Below are 19536 nucleotides of genomic sequence, written 5' to 3'. Positions count from 1 at the left end.
GAAAAGTAATGAAAAGTAATTTCCCTAAGGGAAAGTTTGTAGGAGGGGTATATCATTAACGTCATCTGCATCTTAGTAGATACTTTACGGCGGGATCATTTGGGCTGCTACGGGAATTCATCGATAGAAACCCCGAACCTGGATCGTTTTGCTGAAGGCAGCGCTCTTTTCAGTAATGCGTACATTGGATCATACCCTTGCATGCCTGCACGCCAGGACTTATGGACAGGACAGCTCAATTTTTTGTGGCGGGGCTGGTCTCCTTTGGAACATGACAAGTCGGATATGGTCACACTGCTGTCCGATCACGATAAGACAACTATGCTTATTACCGATCATTACCACCTGTGGCAGTATGGGTCAGGGAACTATCATTTTTCATTTAACGGTATGGAAATCATTCGCGGGCAGGAAATGGACAATTGGATCACCAGTCCGGATATTCCTATAACTTATCCCGCCTCCGAACATAAATTAAACCGCAATTGGCCGAAATATGCGAGAAATACGGCGCATTTCCGTAAGGAAGAAGATTATTTCGCGGCTCAAGTATTCCAGAAATCGATCGATTGGGTGGAGCAGAATAAAAACTTGCCGGATTTTTTCCTGATGATTGACTGCTTTGATCCCCATGAACCGTTCGATCCTCCTCCGGGATATGTAGAGAAATATAACCCGGGGTATACCGGTGAATCGGTAATTTGGCCTAAGTATGGGGAAGCCGATCGAATGACCCCAGAAGAGTTGGAGCAGGTTCATGCTTTGTATTGTGGGGAAGTGAGCTTTGTCGACCATTGGTTCGGAAAATTTTATGACAAACTGGATCAGCTGAATTTACTGGATAACACGATGGTAATTGTGACAAGTGACCACGGTTTTCTATTCGGTGAACATAATTGGCTGGGGAAGCACGCCAGACTGTTGTATCAAGATATCGCAAGAACACCGCTGCTGATCCATCATCCAGGTGTCAAGCCCGGTGCCGTGTATGAGCAGCTGGTGCAGATGGCTGATCTGACGCCAACTATCATGCAGACGATGGGCGTTCAGGTTCCGGCACATATGCACGGGCAAAGCCTCGTTCCACTGTGGGAGCCTGATGAGGATTCCGGTTTTGATGAAGCCATAGCAAGACGGGATGAGACAGAAGCGGGCATCGGTTCAACAGCAGTCGGGTTAACCTCAAGCGGTGGAATTCGCTCACGTCAGGAATTGATATTTGGAGTGTTTGGCGGTCCGGTGTATTGTACGGACGGGGAATGGCTGCTGGTGAAGAAGCCGCTGCCAGGCAACTCGCCGCTCTATTGGTATACCCGTTCGCATTATAACAATTGGGATTTTGGCCAACAAAATTTATACGCGGACAGCGAGGAACGATTGAAGCAGTGGGATGGCGAACGCTTTCCTACGCAATATGAGAATGCACATCCCGGCCATGCGGCACCTAGACTGATTCGCAACGAATGCGATCGCGAGTCATCGCCGTTAGTGGCGCACGATGAGCTATATTACATCGCTCGGGATCACGCGCAGCAGCATGATGTTGCAAGCGAGCACCCTGACGTCCTGGAACGGCTGAAGCAGGGAATACGTAATAAGATCACTCAGATCTCAGCTCCTCAGGAGCAGCTGCAGCGTCTAGGGCTGGATGAGGCTAGCGCGGATAATGACATATAATTGAGGGTTGATCAATGAATATCAGGATGTGTGTGAGTAACCTGGATTTGTTTGCCGGGGAGAGCGCGAAGCAGGCTGCTGAAGCACTTCTTGTCGGCAAATGCAGCGGCCGAGAGGTCGAAGAGGTCCATTGTCTGGGATATTGCTTTTGGTGTCCGCAAAGCTTGATGGCATTAGTGGACGGAACGCTGGTTAGAGACTACAAGAATTATAAATAGGAGTGGATGACGTATGAACTTATATTGGGGTGATTTGCACAATCACTGTGGCATTACCTATGGCTTTGGCAGCTTGGAGAATGCACTGGCGGCGGCAAGAGAACAGCTTGATTTCTGTGCCATCATTGGCCATGCTATGTGGCCGGATATGCCGGAAAAAACAGAGGAATTGGAATTTCTAGTGGATTTCCACATGAAGGGCTTTGCCAAGCTTCAGAAAAATTGGGAATATGTACGCCGTACGGTGAGTGAGTCTAACATTCCTCATCAATTCGTTACATTCCAGGGCTACGAAATTCACTCCAGCGAGTTTGGCGATCATCATATACTGTCGCCTTCAGACGAATTGCCGCTGATCCAGGCGGATTCCCCGGCGAAGCTGGTCGAGGCTCTTGCTCCGCTGCCGGTGATTGCTGTTCCCCACCATGTGGGATACACACCCGGCTATCGGGGAGTGAATTGGGATGCGTTTGCTGAGGAAATAAGTCCGGTCGTAGAGGTTTTTTCCAAACACGGCTGCAGCATGTCGGATTCCAGTCCATATCCATATTTGCACACAATGGGTCCGCGTGATTCGCGCAATACGATCGTTTCTGCTCTTCAACGCGGTAAAAGATTCAGCTTTGCCGGATCTACCGATCATCATGCCGGTTATCCGGGTTCATATGGAGACGGCCGAGTTGCTGTTATGGCTGCTGAAAAAACACGTGAAGCTATATGGGAAGCTCTATTGGCACGGCGCACCTATGCGGTAACCGGCGATAAAATCATTTGCCAATTTACCGTCAATGGAGCGATTTATGGCAGTGAGGTGAAAGACAGCGGACGCAGGCAGCTGAAGCTTGATGTAACGGCTTGTGACGGGATCGAAAAAGTGACGGTATATAAAAACGGCAAATCCTGGAGCATTGTGAATGGGGTTAGCGCGGGTAGTCAAGTGCAGCAGCCAAGCAATGGCAGGTATAAAGTACGTGTGGAAATGGGCTGGGGAGAAAATAAGGACGGATTTCTATGGAATGGCCGTGCACAGCTGGATGGAGGACAAATCGTCTCGGTAGAAACATGCTTCCGTGGGCAAAGTGTTCTTGCCCCAACGCCGGAAATGCGGGATAACCCGGATATTAATGCATTAAGCAATAAGCTTATTTCTTCTTCAGACAATAGTGCGGTATGGACTTGCACCACGTTTAAAAATCCATCTACACAGCATCCGCAAACGGCTGCGCTCATTTTTGAAATCGATGGTGATTTGAACAGCAAGTTGGCGATTGAGGCGAACGGCCAAACCTTTGCCTATTCGATTGGAGAGCTGCTAACGGGCAGCCGTTCCGCTCACCTGGAAGCATACAATTCGGAAGCGGTCCTCTTTCATCGCACAGTTCCTGAGAACGAATATTGCTTCCAAGGGGAATGGTCGGATGATCAGAAGGAAACAGATTGCGATGCTTACCATGTGGAGATCAAGCAGTGGAATGGACAATGTGCCTGGATATCCCCTGTGTTTGTACTGGCATGATGAATATGAAAAGCGTAGCGGGTAAAGTCAACCAAGAGAATCAAGTCATTCATCAAGGTAATCTACATCTGACAATCGTTAAAAATGATGAGGAGATGTCGCAAGCTGCTGCAGAGCTGGTGCTCGGCCAGCTGGCACAGCGCCCGAACAGTGTTCTGGGCCTTGCTACCGGCGGCACCCCCATCGGAATGTATCGGCAGCTCTGCAGGAACAAAGCCGATTTGTCTAAGGCCACGACATTTAATTTAGATGAATATTATGCTCTTCCTCGTCATCATCCGCAAAGCTTTTTCCATTTTATGAGAGAGCATGTGTATAATCCGTTGACTCCTTTGAGCTATGACATTCCTAATGGAGAGGCGGCGAATGTAGAGCAGGAATGCACGCGTTATGAAACGGCAATTGGCCGTGCGGGAGGGATTGACCTGCAGGTGCTTGGAGTCGGACGCAATGGGCACATTGGGTTTAACGAGCCGGGGACATCCTTCTCATCGCGAACACGGCTCGTTGCTTTGAAGCGGGAGACGGTCGAGGACAATGCACGTTTCTTCGGGGATGTTGGTCTTGTGCCAACGCAAGCTATCACTATGGGGATTGGCACCATTCTCGAAGCGAAAGCGATTTTGCTGCTGGCTAGCGGTACCGTGAAAGCGGAGGCGCTTTACCAACTGCTTTATGGAGATCTATCTCCCGAAGTCCCAGTGACCGCACTGCGGTTGCATCCAGCGGTACGAGTAATCGCAGATGAAGAAGCGGCCTCATTGCTGCAGCGATCATCCGACTGTTGAGGGACGGACGGCTCCTAACTCGAAAGGGGGATTCTAGGATGGCTAAGGAATTACGTGTTGGCATTATCGGCTGCGGTGGAATTGCCAACGCCAAACATATGCCGGGATTAGCTAAATTACCTCAGGTGGAGATGACTGCTTTTGCCAACCGAGGATTGGATAAAGCCCGTTTGGCAGCTAGTACCTACGGTTCGAAAGATGCCAAAGTATATGCGGATTACCGTGAATTGCTGGAGGACGATGCGATTGATGTCGTCCATGTGTGTACCAGCAACAATTCCCATGCAGACATTGCGATTGCAGCATTGGCAGCCGGCAAACATGTAATGTGCGAGAAGCCGATGGCCATAACAACCGCCGATGCGCGGAGAATGGTAGAGGCGGCCAAGCATTCGAATAAAAAGCTGACGATTAGCTACAACAACCGATATCGCCCGGACACACAATATTTGTACCGTATGTGCCGTAACGGCGATCTTGGGCACCTATATTTAGCCAAAGCACATGCACTGAGGCGTCGCGGAGTTCCGACCTGGGGAGCCTTTCTCGATAAGGAAAAGCAGGGAGGCGGTCCGCTGATCGATATTGGCACCCATTCATTGGATATGGCGCTCTGGCTGATGGATAACTATAAGCCTAAGGCTGTGCTGGGAACAGCGTTTCATCAGCTAGGGAAAATAGAAAACGCAGCAAATCCTTACGGATCGTGGGACCCTAAACAATTCACAGTGGAGGACTCAGCCTTTGCTATGATTACGATGGAGAATGGCGCTAGCGTGATGTTGGAGGCGAGCTGGGCATTAAATATTCTGCAAGAAGGCACAGCCAAAGTGACCTTATGCGGAACCGCAGGCGGCGCTGATATGTGGGATGGATTAACGGTTAACGGAGAAAAGTACGGTAATCTCTATACAAACCGTATCCAATTGGAGCTTACTGGAATCCCCTTCTACGAGACCAGGAAGGAGAGTCCTTCCGAGCTGGAAGCCCGGCTATGGATTGAGGCGATATTAAACGACACTGAACCGGTAGTTAAACCGGAGCAGGCGCTGATCGTGCAGGAAATATTGGAAGCGATTTATGTTTCATCGGAAACCGGTAAAGCCGTCTATTTTTAAACCAGTGATAATAGTCCATATTTGCAAAAGCAAAAAGCAGCTGATGCTTATAATGAAAATTTTGCTGAAGCCAAGCTCAGCTAATGCTTACGAAGATAGTTTTGTTAAAGCAAAACTCAGCTGCTGCTTACGAAGATAGTTTTGCTAAAGCAAAACTCTGAGGAGGGTGATTATGTTAAAGGTGGCTGTAGTTGGACTGAGTGGAAGCGGAGAAAGATATGCTCAGCATCTGCTGAGCATGGAGCAGACGGAAATCGTCGGCGTTTATGATATGCAGCCTGAAGTGGCTTCGGAGTGGGCTCAACGTTTCGGGTGCCCCGCTTTTGGATCGTATGATGCGCTGATTGCTGCATTGCCTTCAGACGCAGTTTGTATAGGTTTAGGTCTATCCTTGGACAGCCAGCAGCCCTATATATTGCAGGCGTTAGCCAGTGGTCGGCATGTGATCGCTCGGATGCCGATCACTCTAGATGCGGCGGATGTTCATGAGATGCTGGATGTTTCCAAAGCGAACGGGAGCCGGCTGTTGTTCAGCCATCCGGAAAGATTTTATTACCATAACGTTGACTTGAGAAAACGTATTAAAGCCGGTGCGATAGGCAATATTGGCGTGGTCAATGTTAAGCGTTATTGTCCATTTCCTAGGTCTACTTGGGCCGCCCTACAGCATGAATCGGATACAGATGGCGTACGCTGGACAGGAGGACTGAACGGCGAGATACTCGAAGGTGTAAAGGGCGGCGCATTGTTCCGTCTCGCACTGCATGATATCGATCTGCTGCGCTGGACAGTCGGCGAAGTTGCGAATGTGTATGCGATGCGTACAACTACCGAGTATTTGGATTATGTCCTGGTGACGCTTAAATTTAATACTGGGGCAATCGCCAACATTGAAGCGTACTGGGGTTATCCGGGGGGATATGCATCAGCGGTTGAATTTGCCGGCTCAAAAGGCGTTATCCGTAATGACAGCCGGAAAACAAATGGATTAAGCATTCAGAAAGCAGCTGATAGGAGGTCTGAGCAGCCGATAAAGGCTGAATTCAGCCCCTCCTTTCGCCAACCTGAGCGGGATGAGCTTGTTCATTTGATGAGCTGCATAAGGGATGGCGGCAAACCGTTTATGACCGCTGAGGATGCCTGCGAAACGCTGAAAGTAGTCAGGGCAGCGGAGCAATCGCTGCGCACCGGACAGCCAGTGGAATTGGCATCTGCAAGCACGGATAGCTTTGTTAACGAAGAAGTTCGTGGAGGTGGGGATTATGCATAAGGTGAAGGTAGGAATGATCAGCTTCGCCCATCTTCATGCGGTCAGCTATTTGCAAGCTTTAGCACTGCGGCCGGATGTGGAGCTGGTTGGGATTGCCGATGAAAACCGCGAGCGTGTTGAACCGTTTATACAGCAGCATCAGCTTCCGTATTTTGCTGATTATCGAGAGCTGCTGGCTGGAGATGCGGATGTGGTCATTATCAGCTCTGAAAATTCCAGACACGCACAGATGACAATCGAAGCGGCGCAGCATAAGAAGCATGTGCTGTGCGAGAAGCCTCTTGGTCTTTCCAGAGAGGAAATGCGCCTTATGATTGAAGCGTGTGAAGAGAATGGAGTTCAACTGATGACTTCTTTTCCAAACCGTTACATTCCAATGGTCGTTGCCGCCAAAGAAGCCATCGACCGTGGCGAGATCGGCCGGGTTGTAGCTGTTAAAGCAACCAATAAAGGTGAAATGATTGGCGGCTGGTTCAATGACCGGAACCTGTCGGGCGGAGGCGCACTAATTGATCATACCGTACATGTCATGGATTTGTTGAACTGGATTCTCCGCTCACCGGCGGTGGAAGTGTATGCTGAATCGGGCAGCATGTTTCATGACATCGATATCGATGATGCAGGGATGGTTCATGTCAAATATGAGAACGGGATCATCGCTGCTCTAGATGCAAGCTGGTCGCGGACGCACGCCTTTCCTTATAAACGTGATTTAACTATGGAAATAATCGGTACGAATGGCGTTATTTCGATCGATTATTTTGCCCAGATCAATGAGGTGTACAGCGAAGCAACGGGGCATGCAGAGTGGAGCTACTGGGGCGATAATAAAGATGAAATGCTGATCGATGATTTTATTCATTGCATTAAAGAAGGAAAGCCTGTGCCTATTACCGGGGAAGACGGGTACAATTCAACCGTAATCGCATTGGCTGCTTACGAATCGATTCGTCTTAAAAAACCGGTGAGCCTGTAACCGGCGGATCGGGATCGGTGCACTAATAAATTTACTAAATGCTGGATAGAGGGTGATAAAGTGTATACCATTGGAGTGGATCTTGGCGGAACACAGATCAGAGCAGGATTATTTGACCAAAAGGGCGAGCTTTTGTTTAAAGCCGAAGCGCTAACGCTGGCTCAAGAGGGGGCAGAAGCCGTCATTGGCAGGATCAAAAAAAGCATCCGCGAAGTGATTGGCTATACAGGGGAGCATACATCGGACAGCATCAGCGGTATTGGCATCGGCAGCCCCGGGCCGCTTAATCCATTTACAGGGATGGTGCTTTCCCCATCCAACCTGCCCGGAATGGTGGATATTCCTTTGCAGCAGATCATAGCCGATGAATTCCATGTTCCTGTCTACTTAAATAATGATGCGAATGCCGCAGCCCTTGGGGAATGGCTGTACGGCAAAGGACGTAACACGAAAAACATGCTATACATTACCATCAGCACGGGAATCGGGGCTGGCGTCATTGTTGACGGCCATTTGCTGCTGGGCGAGCAAGGGAGCGCAGGCGAAGTCGGTCACATGATTATAGATCCGCAGGGCCCATTATGCAGTTGCGGCAATTATGGATGCTTTGAAGCTTGCGCTTCGGGGACCGGTATCGTGCAGAGGACAAGGGAAAAATTGGCTCGTTATAGAAGGGAAGGCCAGACGTCTTTTAGTCAATTGCAATTGGTTGAGGAAGAGAGCTTAACGTCTAAAGACATCTTTGCTGCGGCTATGCTCAATGACAATTTGGCTATGGAAATTGTTGAAGAAACGAGAACTTACTTAGGCATTGGCCTTATTAACTTGATTAATCTATATAATCCGCAAAAAATTATTATCGGAGGCGGCGTCAGCAAAGCAGGGGATTTCCTTTTAAAGCCGTCAGTGGAAATGGCACAGCAGCGTTCCTTATTGGGGATCCGTGATGTGGAATTTTCTATGGCATCGCTAGGTGATAACGCAGGCTTGTATGGTGCGGCAGCACTGGTGAACTACCATCAGCAGTTAGGTTAATAGAGAGATAAACCATCGTATTTGAAACCCTGTTCCCAGCTGGAGCAGGGTTTTTGCGAAATAATCCCCCCGTTATAGCATCGTTGATAGGCTGGCTGATCACGACCCTTTTCAAGCAGAGAAAGGAGGATAGGCTATGAAAAAAATGATGACTGGAATGCAAGCTGATAGAAGACGATCGGTTCGTTTTTACAAATATTTTTTGTCGTATGTATTATTGCTTGTTATCATGCTGCTGATTGTTAGTATTGTAGTCTTTAGTAACATTATTAAAACCTTCCAAGATGAAGTGGAAAGCTCAACTACAATCGGGTTAACACAAATTCGGGATACCGTAGAATCGAAAATGAAGGAACTGGAGAAGATTGCTTTACAGATCGCTTCCAACCCGGAGATGACTCCTTTTATGGTGGCGGATGAGGGGTATCCAACTTATCGGGCAATTACGGAGCTGGGCAAGTACCGATCCAGTAATTTCTTAATCTACGATGTGGCCTTGTTGTACCCTTACCGGGACACGGGAAAGCTGTATGCGGCAAGCGGTGTTTACAGCTATGAATCCTACTTTAACTATATATATCGGTATGAAAATTGGGGAAAGTCCCCATTTTTTGAGCAACTCGAAAGGATGACTTCACCTGTTATAAGGCCGGCGGAAATAATCAATATTAATGGTGTAGATTCAAAAAGAAAATTTGTTACGTATATATGCCCGCTGCCCATTAATCAGGGGAAACCATACGGGGCTGTAATGTTTTTAATTGAGGAAAAGATGTTAAGCCAGATTTTGGGCAATGGTTTGAATAAATATTCCGGTTATATGTACATTCTGGATAAGCATAACAATCCGATCATCTCCCTTCGGTCAGGAAAGCTGGAACAAACAGCTCAGCAATTTTTAGGCGGATTGGACGAAGCTGCTTGGACATCGCAAGCGAGTGAGGTTCATAACCGGTACGGGAGCTATTCCATTATTAAAGTCTCTTCGGACTACAATGAATGGTCTTATGTAACGGTGATTCCTACGGATCAAATTTTGCAAAAGGTCCAGCATAGCAGACTTATCTTCATTTATTCTGCCGTGGTTATTTTTCTTATAGGTATTTGTATCTCTTTTATTTTGGCAAATAATAATTACGGATCCTTACGAAGCATCGTTCAAATGATTGTAGATCGCAAAGTGTTGAAGGGAACCTCGGACAATATGGATGAAATTTCTTATTTGTCCCAAGCTTTTAATGAAGTTATTACGGAACAAGAAGGTCTAATGAGCCAACTGGGAAGCAAAAGAGGGATGATGAAGGAACGTCTGTTACTTTCATTACTAAAAGGCAAGCAGGATGTGCAGCCTCATCATTTGCAAAGCATGATGGAAGCCTCAGCCTTAACTTTTTCTTATTCTTCCTTTAGCACCCTTCTCTTTTTTATTGATGATTATAACCGGTTTCGAACTGAAAACAGCGTCTCCATGCAGAACTTGTTTAAATTCAGCATTATTAATATTGCCGAAGAGCTATCCGGAGAAGTGGGAGACGGATACGGGGTCGATTTAATCGATGACCGCGGAATCGCGCTTGTTTTAAATGTGAAGGCTGATAAGAACAACAGAGAGCATATTACAGCACTGGCTGTTAAAATAAAAAACTTTTTTAAAGAGAACTATAAGTTTTCTTTGACGGTTGGAGTTAGCCGTATTTACAATGATTTGTCGATGGTATGCGACACTTATGCAGAAGCACAGAAAGCCATATTGTATCGGTTTATTAAGGGGGATGATCAGATCCTGTTTTATGAAGATATTGAACGGGAGAAGCAGCAGCCTTACCGGTATCCGTCAGAGCTTGAGGAGCAGCTGGTGAGAACAATTAAACAAGGCAAAGCTGAAGAGTCTCAAGTGATCGTTGCGGAAATATTTGACGAGATCGTCAAATACTCGCTTTCGCTTGAAGCGGCGAAGCATATATGCTCCGGAATTATTAATAAGGTGTTCAATACGATGGAAGATATGAATGACAAGTTAAATGATTGTTTCCAGAAAGACTTGGAGCTATTAATTTATCAGGAGTTCGAAACGCTTGAAATGGCAAAAAGTGAAATATGCGAATTTTGCAAACAGCTTAGCCATTATATTGACGCACAAAAAGAAAGCAAAAACGTGGATCTGTGCGATGAAATTATGGCTTACCTGAAGGAGCACTACAGCGATAGTTCCTTAAGCCAGGAATCGATTGCAAGAGAGTTTGATATATCCCCGTCCTACCTATCCCGATTTATTAAGGATCAAACCGGTTATACGCAAAAGCAGCACATTGATTTATTGCGAATGAATGAGGCGAAAAAATTGCTGACAACCAGCAATTATACGGTTAAGCAAATTGTCGAGCAGGTCGGCTATGTGGATGAGACCAATTTTATTCGCAAATTTAAAAAGGTCGAAGGCATCACGCCAATACTATACCGTAAAACTAATTATTCAAAATATTTGAATCGGAAATCCACGTGATTTTCGGTTCTTTTTTTCAAAATGTAACCATCTGCATATCGAATGTTGAAATTGCAGATAGGAAAGGCTGCTGCAGTAAAGCTTCTTGATACGGATGTAAAAAAATGCAGATCATTAGTTATACTGCTGATGTACTTCTGCATGGGGCTGTTATATAGTTCACCATGAAGTATGGCTTCACCCTTGCGGGATATTGGAGCAGCATGCGAAAACAGAGCTAAAGCAAAACGCTAAGGAGGGATAAGAAAGAATGAATCGGCCTAATATTGTATTCATCATGAGTGACGACCATGCAGCGCATGCCTTAAGCTGCTACGGCAGCAGGATCAATACAACCCCGCAGATTGACCGTATTGCCAATGAGGGCATGCGGTTCGATAACTGCTTTTGTACCAATTCCATATGCGCACCAAGTCGAGCTGCCATTCTTACAGGGTTATATAATCACCTGAATGGAGTAAAGACGCTGGGCGATAAGCTGGATGGGCGTCAGCAGACGGTGGCCAAGCTGCTGCAGGAAGATGGCTATCAGACGGCAATTATCGGTAAATGGCATTTGGGCCACGGGGGCGATGCCGATCCGACGGGCTTCGATTACTGGAACGTGCTTCCCGGACAAGGAGATTACCATAACCCGACGTTCATTGAAATGGGAGAACAGAAAGTGTATGAAGGCTACGTCACCGATATTACGACTGAGCTGTCAATCGATTGGCTGAACAAGCGGGACAAGAATAAACCATTTTTCCTGATGTGCCATAATAAGGCTCCCCATCGGCCATGGATTCCTGACGAAAAACATGCTCATATGTATGAGGACGCCGACATACCGGAGCCGGAAACGTTCAATGATGATTATTCGAACCGGGCTGCGGCAGCTTCAGCAGCCCGAATGAGGGTGGACCGGGATTTAAGCAAGAAGGATTTGAAGATGGATCCACCGGAAGGGCTAACTTCCGAGCAGCTGAAAAGCTGGAAGTATCAACGCTACATCAAGGATTACCTTCGCTGCATTGCTTCCATCGATGATAATGTGGGCCGGATGCTCGATTGGCTAGAGGAGCAAGGTATAGCGGATGGTACGATCGTCATCTACACGTCAGATCAAGGCTTTTTCCTTGGCGATCATGGCTGGTACGATAAACGCTTTATGTACGAGGAGTCATTGCGAATGCCGTTCATCATCCGTTACCCGCGTGAAATCAAGCCGGGCAGCGTGTGCGAGCAGATGGCGCTTAACGTTGATTTCGCCCCGACGTTTCTAGATTACGCAGGCATACCCGTACCTTCGAATATGCAGGGCGCGAGCCTGCGGTTGCTACTGCAAGGCGTAAAGCCTGAGGACTGGCGCAAGTCGATGTACTACCGCTACTGGATGCACCTGGGGAATCATTATGTATACTCCCATTACGGAATCCGCACCGAGCGTTATAAGCTCATCTACTACTATGGGGAGGCATTGGGTTCTACAGGCGCGATTGACGAGCCAAAGCCGCCGGAGTGGGAGTTGTTCGATCTGCATGCCGATCCATATGAGATGAACAATGTCTATCATGATCCGGCCAACACTGAAGTCATCCGTTCCTTGAAGGAGGAGCTGCACGAATTGCGTGTCCAACTTCAAGACGATGATGGAGTATAGATGATCCTATCCGCTTATTATTTTGAAAGGGGGCATATGTAAATCGATGATATACGGACGGTTAAAAAGTATTCGAAGGAATTGGGATTTGTATGTGCTCATTTTGCCTGTTATTGCTTACTTCGTCATCTTCCATTACCTGCCTATGTATGGCGTGCAAATTGCATTCAAAGATTTTATGGCGGTCAAAGGGATTGGCGGGAGTCCATGGGTGGGCTTGAAGCATTTCGAGCGGTTTTTTAATTCTTATTATGCTTGGAGATTGATTCGTAATACGTTAGGCATAAGTCTGTACCAGCTTGCAGTCTCCTTTCCAATCCCGATTATTTTGGCGTTATTAATAAATGAAGTAAGGAACAATAAATTTAAGAGGATCGTGCAAACGGTCACATATGCCCCTCATTTTCTTTCTACTGTGGTCATGGTCGGGTTAATACTGGTGTTCTTATCTCCGAAAAATGGGATGATCAACTTGGTCATTATTGCTTTGGGAGGAGATCCGGTCTACTTTATGGTGGAAAACGGATGGTTCAAAAGCGTCTATGTACTTTCGGAAGTATGGCAAAATGCTGGCTGGGCTTCGATTATTTATTTGGCTGCATTGGCTGGAATTGATCCACAGCTTTACGAGGCGGCCGTTGTGGACGGAGCAAGCAAAATAAAAAGAATTATTCATATCACGATACCTTGCTTGATGCCTACGGCTATTATTTTGCTAATATTGAATTTTGGACATGTAATGAGTGTCGGCTTCGAAAAAGTGTTCCTTATGCAGAACAACCTGAATCTGGAATCCTCTGAGGTAATTTCAACTTATGTTTACAAAAATGGGTTGGTCGGTGCCCAGTATAGTTTCTCGGCAGCTATTGGGCTATTTAACTCGGTTATCAATTTCACCTTATTAATTGTCGTTAACAGTATTTCGAAGCGGATAAGTCAAACGAGTTTGTGGTAGGAGGAATGGCTTAATGGGACTAGGGGCTAGGGGAAGTTTGGGAGACCGTTGGTTCGACACGATCAATATATGCATATTATCGCTTGTTTTAATAGTTGTGCTTTATCCGCTTATCTATGTAGTAAGCGCTTCAATTAGTAATCCCTTGCTTGTATTGCAAGGCAAGGTTTGGTTATGGCCTAAAGAGCTTTCGTTTGAAGCCTATAAGCGTGTATTTCAAAATGCGGATATTATGGTTGGCTATAGAAATACGATCTTGTATACGGTTGTGGGTACTTGCGTCAATATTGTCATGACCATTGCAGGTGCTTATCCATTGTCGCGAAGGGACTTTTATGGACGCAATGTTATTATGGCCTTTTTCGTATTCACGATGTTTTTTGGCGGTGGGATTATCCCTACTTATCTGGTCATTAAAAGCTTGGGTATTATTAATACTTTTTGGGTTATGATTTTGCCCGGCGCGGTTTCGGTGTTTAATTTGATTATTATGCGGACTTTTTTCCAAAATACAATCCCTTTAGAGCTGCAGGAATCGGCATTTATGGATGGAAGCACGAACATAAGAATTTTAGTAAGCATCGTTTTACCTTTGTCCATGCCCATCATTGCCGTGTTGATCTTGTATTACGCAGTGAGCCATTGGAACGCCTTTTTTAACGCATTGATTTATTTATCGGAACGGCAGCAGTATCCGCTGCAGCTGTTCTTGCGGGAGCTGCTTATCCAAAACCAAATGGATGAGATGATGTCAGGGGATTCGCAATCGATGATAGAACAGCAGAATTTAGCTGAAGGACTCAAGTATGCGATTATTGTAGTTTCCAGTTTGCCTGTTCTGATTTTGTATCCGTTCTTGCAAAAATATTTTGAAAAGGGAATTATGATTGGTGCGATTAAGGGTTAAGCATGGTTGTTAATAAACTTATTGAAAGAGGGATGAACAATGAGATTTACACGAAGCTGGGTACCCGCCTCCGTAGCGATCACAATGGCTGTTACCGCTCTGGGAGGTTGCTCTACAACGAATGATACAAGCCCGAAGAGTAAGGAATCTACAGCTAAAAGCGGCGTTAACGCAACAGGGTTTCCCATTGTGAACGAGCCGATAACGATTCAAATGATGGGATCCAAGGCTCCGCTGCATGCGGAATGGAACGACATGTTGATTTTTAAGGAATACGAAAAAATGACGAATGTCAAAGTCGTGTTTGAGGCAGTACCCGATACCGGCTACAAAGAAAAAAGAAATGTTAGAATTGCAAGCGGAGATTATCCGGAAGCATTTTATCGTGCAGCACTTACTCCAGCCGATGAGGTCAATTATGGCTCCCAGGGTATATTAATTCCGCTTAACGATTTGATCGACAAGTACGCACCGAACCTTAAAGCCATCATGGAGAAGCACCCGGATGTAAAGAAAAGCATTACAGCACCTGACGGAAACATTTATTCACTGCCGCAATTAAATGAACAGGTGGCTCCAAGAATAAACAAGAAGTTGTGGATTAATAAGAAATGGCTCGATAAATTAGGCTTGCCGGTACCGACAACGGTAGAGGAATTTTACAAAACACTTAAAGCCTTTAAAGAAAATGACATGAACGGAAATGGCAAAAACGATGAAATTCCATGGACAGGCGACAAGTCCTTCGATTTGCTGCCCGGTTTAAGAGGGTCATGGGGAATGGGGACAACCGGCAACCGGAAAGGTGTGTATGTGGACGAGGACTCGAATGGAAAGGTTCGTTTTTTCGCGACGGATCCCAAGTACAAGGAAGTGCTCGAGTTCATAGCGCGTTTATTTAAGGAAGGTTTGATGGATAGAGAAGCGTTTGCACAGGAGCTGCCTCAGTTTAATGCTAAATTAACTCAAGGCTTGGTAGGAGCGTTCCATGCAAGCAACGTGAACCAGGCCGGAAATACGTATATGAACGATTATGTACCGGCTCCGGCGTTGAAAGGGCCCTATGGAGACCAGTTGTTTTCTAATGTGGCTCCTTTTACGCAAGGCCAAGGCGCCTTCGCCATTACAAACAAGAATAAACATCCCGAGGCTACTATGCGCTGGGTAGATTATTTCTACAGTGAAGAAGGAAGTAAATTTGTACGGATGGGTATCGAGGGAATCACTTATGAAAAGCTACCTGACGGAGATATTCAGTACAAGGAGGATATTCGGAGCAACCCCAAACTATCGTTGGACCAAGCTGCAGGACAGTTCTCGACGTGGCCGGGCGGAGGAATTCCGCAGATGGTACTTCAGAAATATGACAAAACAGGGAATACATTTCCAAGCTCTTTGGAAGCAGCAAAGCTGTTAGGTCCCAATACCTCTAAAAATGTTTGGCCAAGCTTTTTGTTTACGAAGGATGAACAGGATCGGTTAAATGCGTTGGAAAGCGATATTGTTACCTTTGTCGAAGAGCAGCAATTGAAATTTATATCCGGTGGGCAACCGTTTGCTAACTGGGATCAGTACGTCAGCTCGATCAATAAAATGGGCGTAAAGGATTTACTGAAAATATATGAGGCTGCTTCCGAGCGCTACAAAAAAAATTAATGATGAAGGGAATGGATAAGAGTTATGAAAAAACTGAAGATCGGCATTATCGGATGTGGAGGCATTGCTGCAAATAAGCATTTACCTCATTTGTCTAAATTTTCCGAGGTTGAGCTGAGCGCTTTCAGCGACAGCTTTGCAGAAAAAGCTCAACAGGCAGCTGAGCAATTCGGAACTGCGGATGCGGCTGTTTATACGGATTACAAGCAATTGCTGGCCAATTCGACTATTGATGTGGTCCACGTGTGTACGAGTAATGACAGCCATGCCGAAATTAGTATAGCGGCTCTGGAGGCAGGTAAACATGTCATGTGTGAAAAACCGATGGCCATATGTGCGGCAGATGCTGTACGCATGCTGGAGACAGCAAGACGCACAGGGAAGAAATTGACGATTGGCTACAATAATCGCTTCCGCTCCGATAGTCAGCAATTGCATAAAGTTTGCAGAAATGGCGAATTGGGCACTATTTACTTTGCTAAGGCACATGCTATACGTCGGCGGGGCGTTCCTACCCGTGGGGTGTTCCTGGACAAAGACAAGCAGGGCGGCGGTCCGTTGATTGATATCGGGACGCATGCTTTGGATCTGACCTTGTGGATGATGGACAACTATAAGCCGAAAATGGTAGTTGGCACAGCTTATCATATGTTATCACAAAATAATGAAGCAGCCAGAAACGGGGGATGGGATCCGAAAAGCTTCAAGGTTGAAGATTCGGCATTTGGAATGATTGTTATGGAGAATGGGGCTACCATCATGCTCGAGTCCAGCTGGGCCTTGAATATCCGCCAAGAGGGAGCAGCGAAAGTTACCTTATGCGGTACGAAAGGCGGAGCCGATATGAGGGACGGTCTGTGGATCAATGGCGAAGAGAACGGAAAACTGTACGACAAAGAAATTGTTATGGAGGGCACAGGTATTCCGTCCTTGGATAAAGTCAGGAGCAAATCGATCGAGCTGGAAATGAGGGTGTGGCTCGACAGCGTGTTATACGATCAAGAGCTTGTCGTCAAACCGGAGCAAGCGTTAGTGGTTTCGCAAATTTTAGATGCCGTTTACGAATCTGCTGAAACAGGGAAAGCGGTCTACTTCACATAATATGGAAAACCTGCAGCGCAAGGTGATATAAGGGAGGAATAGGACGATGAAAGTGGCTTTATTAGGCGGTGGCAGCCTAGGGAATGAGTATGCGCAAAGCCTTTGTGAGCTTGACAATGTTGAAGTAACGGGAGTCTGTGACGTCCGAGCAGAAGCTGCAAATAAACTGGCAAGCTTATGCCGATCGATTGCTTATGGATCTTATGAGGAAATGATGGCGAACACCGAACCGGATATTGTTTGTGTATGTCTGCCTACCTACGTGCAAAAAGAATATATTCTAAAGGCTATTGACCATGGCAAGCATGTTATATGTGAAGCGCCTTTAGCCGCTACATCAGCTGAAGCGGAGGACATCATGACGGCGGCGGACGCGAAGGGTGTAAAGATATTTATTGGGATTGCCGAACGATTCTCGCCGTATTATAGAAATTTAAAAGATAAAATAGCAAAGGGATCGATTGGCAGTGTGGGGGTTACACATATCCAGCATTCGGGTCCAAGTCCAAGAGGTTGCGAGAATTGGTATAACGATGAGAGTACAAGCAAAGGGATCATCCAGCAAAGATTAATCCATGACATCTTCTTGATGCGTTGGATTTTAGGTGAAGTCAGATCTGTGTATGCTATGCAACGAACGGTATCGGGGATTGATTATGCTGTGGTCACTTTGCGGTTGGAAACAGGTGGGATTGTTAACCTGGCCGCTCACTGGGGCGATCCGGAGCCATATCGCTGCAGAATAGAAGCCGCTGGAAATAAGGGTGTCATTCGTTATGACAGCAGGAATACGAACAGCTTCGAGCTGAAAAAACAGCAAGGCTCCGCCAATACTATCACAGCTGAATGCCCAATGCTTCATAGTCCTTACTTTTATCAATTGGAGCACTTTCTCGATTGCATAAGGCTCGGTACAGACTCTCAGGTTGCTGTTAAAGATGTGCATCAGGCGCTTAAAATTGCGGAAGCAGCTACTCGTTCGGTATTAACAGGAATGCCTGTACCTTGGGGAGGAATGAATCATGGCTAAATTAAAGGTAGGCATGATCGGGTTTGCTCATACGCATGCAGAAGGCTTTCTGCGTGCGCTGGCCAATCATCCGGAAGTTGAGATTGCCGGGGTCGCAGATGAGAATCGTTCCTATGTGGAACCCTTCGATAAGCTGTACCCTTATTTCGAGAACTATAAGGAGCTGTTGGCAACCGATATCGGGGCTGTATTCATTTGCTCGGAGAATGTCCGCCACGCTCGATTGACTATTGACGCCGCTAAAGCCAAAAAGCATATTTTTTGTGAAAAACCATTAGGCACCACAGTGGCAGAAATGGAAGATATGGTAGCAGCATGCAAAAAGAGTGGGGTTCAGCTAATGACCGCTTTTAATAATCGCTATGTTCAAGCGGTGATCCGGGCGAAGAATGCGGTGGAAAGCGGCGAGATCGGTACTGTCATTGCCGTGAAAGGCACCAATAAAGGAGCATTACCTCGTCGGGAGTGGTTCGTTGACCGAAACTTATCCGGCGGCGGAGCTATGCTGGATCACTCTGTCCATGTGATGGATTTATTCAACTGGATTCTGCAATCGAGAGTTGTTGAGGTGTATGCAGAATCCGATACATTATTCCACGATATTCCGATTGATGATACGGGGATGATTCATTTTAAATATGAAAACGGGGTTATCGGTGTTCTGGATACAAGCTGGTCCAGGGGCAAAGCATTCCCGATGAAAAGGGATTTGACGTTGGAAATTATCGGAACAGAAGGAACGATCCATGTAGATGTCAGGAAGCTAAGCAACGAGGTGTACAGCAATTTGAGCGGCAACGCCGAATGGAGCGACTGGGGCGATAATTTAAATAGTCTCATTGTTGGAGACTTTGTTCATAGTATCAGATCTGGAATACCTGTACCGATTACAGGAGAGGACGGTTTGCGCTCAGCGGTAATCTCCTTTGCCGCATATGAATCTTCGAGGCTGGGCCGACCTGTATGTTTAAGCAATCCATGAAAGATTGACAAATTCATAATAAAGATGGTAGTTTAGACCCCTTAAGATTTGGACAAGAAATGTTGAATACGTAAAAAATAGACCCCATGATGTAAAGAGAGCCTTCTTTTTGTATGATTTGTTAGCGATTACAATAGATAATGCGGGTATATTGAATCAAAC

Annotated in this window: 16 protein-coding genes; all 16 read left to right on the top strand. The window is 46.3% G+C overall.

Going from position 1 to position 19536, the window contains the following annotated elements:
* The first annotated feature begins 51 nt into the window (after positions 1-51).
* The 16 genes from ACFQ0C_RS03090 to ACFQ0C_RS03015 all read left to right on the top strand — a co-directional run bounded on the left by ACFQ0C_RS03090 (position 52) and on the right by ACFQ0C_RS03015 (position 19374).
* A complete protein-coding gene (locus ACFQ0C_RS03090; RefSeq protein WP_379363980.1) occupies positions 52-1677 on the top strand; it encodes a sulfatase in 1626 nt (541 codons plus the stop codon).
* A 14-nt stretch (positions 1678-1691) separates the two neighbouring features.
* Positions 1692-1895 carry a YuzB family protein gene (locus ACFQ0C_RS03085; RefSeq protein WP_379363873.1) on the top strand — a complete coding sequence of 68 codons (204 nt, stop codon included), beginning with the start codon at positions 1692-1694 and terminating at the stop codon, positions 1893-1895.
* Between the two features lie 13 nt (positions 1896-1908).
* Entirely contained in the window at positions 1909-3411 is a 1503-nt protein-coding gene (locus ACFQ0C_RS03080) for a DUF3604 domain-containing protein (RefSeq protein WP_379363871.1), read from the top strand.
* On the top strand, positions 3363-4199 hold the full coding sequence (nagB, locus tag ACFQ0C_RS03075) for a glucosamine-6-phosphate deaminase (RefSeq protein ID WP_379363869.1): 837 nt from the start codon (positions 3363-3365) through the stop codon (positions 4197-4199). The genes ACFQ0C_RS03080 and nagB overlap by 49 nt, the downstream gene beginning before the upstream one ends.
* A 38-nt stretch (positions 4200-4237) precedes the next feature.
* The gene (locus tag ACFQ0C_RS03070; RefSeq protein ID WP_379363867.1) at positions 4238-5317 is read left to right on the top strand and encodes a Gfo/Idh/MocA family protein; all 1080 of its coding nucleotides are present in this window, start codon (positions 4238-4240) and stop codon (positions 5315-5317) included.
* A 172-nt stretch (positions 5318-5489) separates the two neighbouring features.
* Complete coding sequence (locus tag ACFQ0C_RS03065) at positions 5490-6587, top strand: Gfo/Idh/MocA family protein (RefSeq protein WP_379363865.1); 1098 nt, start codon at positions 5490-5492, stop codon at positions 6585-6587.
* The gene (locus ACFQ0C_RS03060) at positions 6580-7563 is read left to right on the top strand and encodes a Gfo/Idh/MocA family protein (protein WP_379363863.1); all 984 of its coding nucleotides are present in this window, start codon (positions 6580-6582) and stop codon (positions 7561-7563) included. Before ACFQ0C_RS03065 ends, ACFQ0C_RS03060 begins: the two co-directional genes overlap by 8 nt.
* A gap of 60 nt (positions 7564-7623) precedes the next feature.
* The gene (locus tag ACFQ0C_RS03055) at positions 7624-8598 is read left to right on the top strand and encodes an ROK family protein (RefSeq protein ID WP_379363861.1); all 975 of its coding nucleotides are present in this window, start codon (positions 7624-7626) and stop codon (positions 8596-8598) included.
* Between the two features lie 136 nt (positions 8599-8734).
* Positions 8735-11101, top strand: a complete 2367-nt coding sequence (locus tag ACFQ0C_RS03050; protein WP_379363859.1) for a helix-turn-helix domain-containing protein — start codon at positions 8735-8737, stop codon at positions 11099-11101.
* A 250-nt stretch (positions 11102-11351) separates the two neighbouring features.
* Positions 11352-12743 (top strand): sulfatase family protein, encoded by a 1392-nt coding sequence (locus ACFQ0C_RS03045; RefSeq protein WP_379363857.1) that lies wholly within the window; start codon positions 11352-11354, stop codon positions 12741-12743.
* 46 nt (positions 12744-12789) lie between these two features.
* The gene (locus ACFQ0C_RS03040) at positions 12790-13698 is read left to right on the top strand and encodes an ABC transporter permease (protein WP_379363855.1); all 909 of its coding nucleotides are present in this window, start codon (positions 12790-12792) and stop codon (positions 13696-13698) included.
* 13 nt (positions 13699-13711) lie between these two features.
* Positions 13712-14605, top strand: coding sequence for a carbohydrate ABC transporter permease (locus ACFQ0C_RS03035; protein WP_379363853.1), 894 nt, complete (start codon positions 13712-13714; stop codon positions 14603-14605).
* 39 nt (positions 14606-14644) lie between these two features.
* Positions 14645-16261: an extracellular solute-binding protein gene (locus ACFQ0C_RS03030; RefSeq protein ID WP_379363851.1), complete on the top strand. Its 1617-nt coding sequence runs from the start codon at positions 14645-14647 to the stop codon at positions 16259-16261.
* Between the two features lie 24 nt (positions 16262-16285).
* The gene (locus ACFQ0C_RS03025; protein ID WP_379363849.1) at positions 16286-17362 is read left to right on the top strand and encodes a Gfo/Idh/MocA family protein; all 1077 of its coding nucleotides are present in this window, start codon (positions 16286-16288) and stop codon (positions 17360-17362) included.
* A 46-nt stretch (positions 17363-17408) separates the two neighbouring features.
* The gene (locus tag ACFQ0C_RS03020; RefSeq protein WP_379363847.1) at positions 17409-18392 is read left to right on the top strand and encodes a Gfo/Idh/MocA family protein; all 984 of its coding nucleotides are present in this window, start codon (positions 17409-17411) and stop codon (positions 18390-18392) included.
* Positions 18385-19374, top strand: a complete 990-nt coding sequence (locus ACFQ0C_RS03015) for a Gfo/Idh/MocA family protein (protein WP_379363845.1) — start codon at positions 18385-18387, stop codon at positions 19372-19374. Before ACFQ0C_RS03020 ends, ACFQ0C_RS03015 begins: the two co-directional genes overlap by 8 nt.
* Positions 19375-19536 lie beyond the last annotated feature (162 nt).

The sequence above is a fragment of the Paenibacillus sp. GCM10027630 genome (genome assembly GCF_042676305.1).
Taxonomy (GTDB): Bacteria; Bacillota; Bacilli; order Paenibacillales; family NBRC-103111; genus Paenibacillus_S.
This window is presented reverse-complemented; position numbering and strand designations above follow the sequence as displayed.

Coding starts and splice junctions, on each gene's coding strand:
- ACFQ0C_RS03065 (WP_379363865.1), top strand. CDS start 5,490: ATGTTAAAGGTGGCTGTAGTTGGACTGAGTGGAAGCGGAGAAAGATAT.
- ACFQ0C_RS03030 (WP_379363851.1), top strand. CDS start 14,645: ATGAGATTTACACGAAGCTGGGTACCCGCCTCCGTAGCGATCACAATG.
- ACFQ0C_RS03020 (WP_379363847.1), top strand. CDS start 17,409: ATGAAAGTGGCTTTATTAGGCGGTGGCAGCCTAGGGAATGAGTATGCG.
- ACFQ0C_RS03060 (WP_379363863.1), top strand. CDS start 6,580: ATGCATAAGGTGAAGGTAGGAATGATCAGCTTCGCCCATCTTCATGCG.
- ACFQ0C_RS03045 (WP_379363857.1), top strand. CDS start 11,352: ATGAATCGGCCTAATATTGTATTCATCATGAGTGACGACCATGCAGCG.
- ACFQ0C_RS03080 (WP_379363871.1), top strand. CDS start 1,909: ATGAACTTATATTGGGGTGATTTGCACAATCACTGTGGCATTACCTAT.
- ACFQ0C_RS03085 (WP_379363873.1), top strand. CDS start 1,692: ATGAATATCAGGATGTGTGTGAGTAACCTGGATTTGTTTGCCGGGGAG.
- ACFQ0C_RS03035 (WP_379363853.1), top strand. CDS start 13,712: ATGGGACTAGGGGCTAGGGGAAGTTTGGGAGACCGTTGGTTCGACACG.
- ACFQ0C_RS03040 (WP_379363855.1), top strand. CDS start 12,790: ATGATATACGGACGGTTAAAAAGTATTCGAAGGAATTGGGATTTGTAT.
- ACFQ0C_RS03015 (WP_379363845.1), top strand. CDS start 18,385: ATGGCTAAATTAAAGGTAGGCATGATCGGGTTTGCTCATACGCATGCA.
- ACFQ0C_RS03070 (WP_379363867.1), top strand. CDS start 4,238: ATGGCTAAGGAATTACGTGTTGGCATTATCGGCTGCGGTGGAATTGCC.
- ACFQ0C_RS03050 (WP_379363859.1), top strand. CDS start 8,735: ATGAAAAAAATGATGACTGGAATGCAAGCTGATAGAAGACGATCGGTT.
- ACFQ0C_RS03025 (WP_379363849.1), top strand. CDS start 16,286: ATGAAAAAACTGAAGATCGGCATTATCGGATGTGGAGGCATTGCTGCA.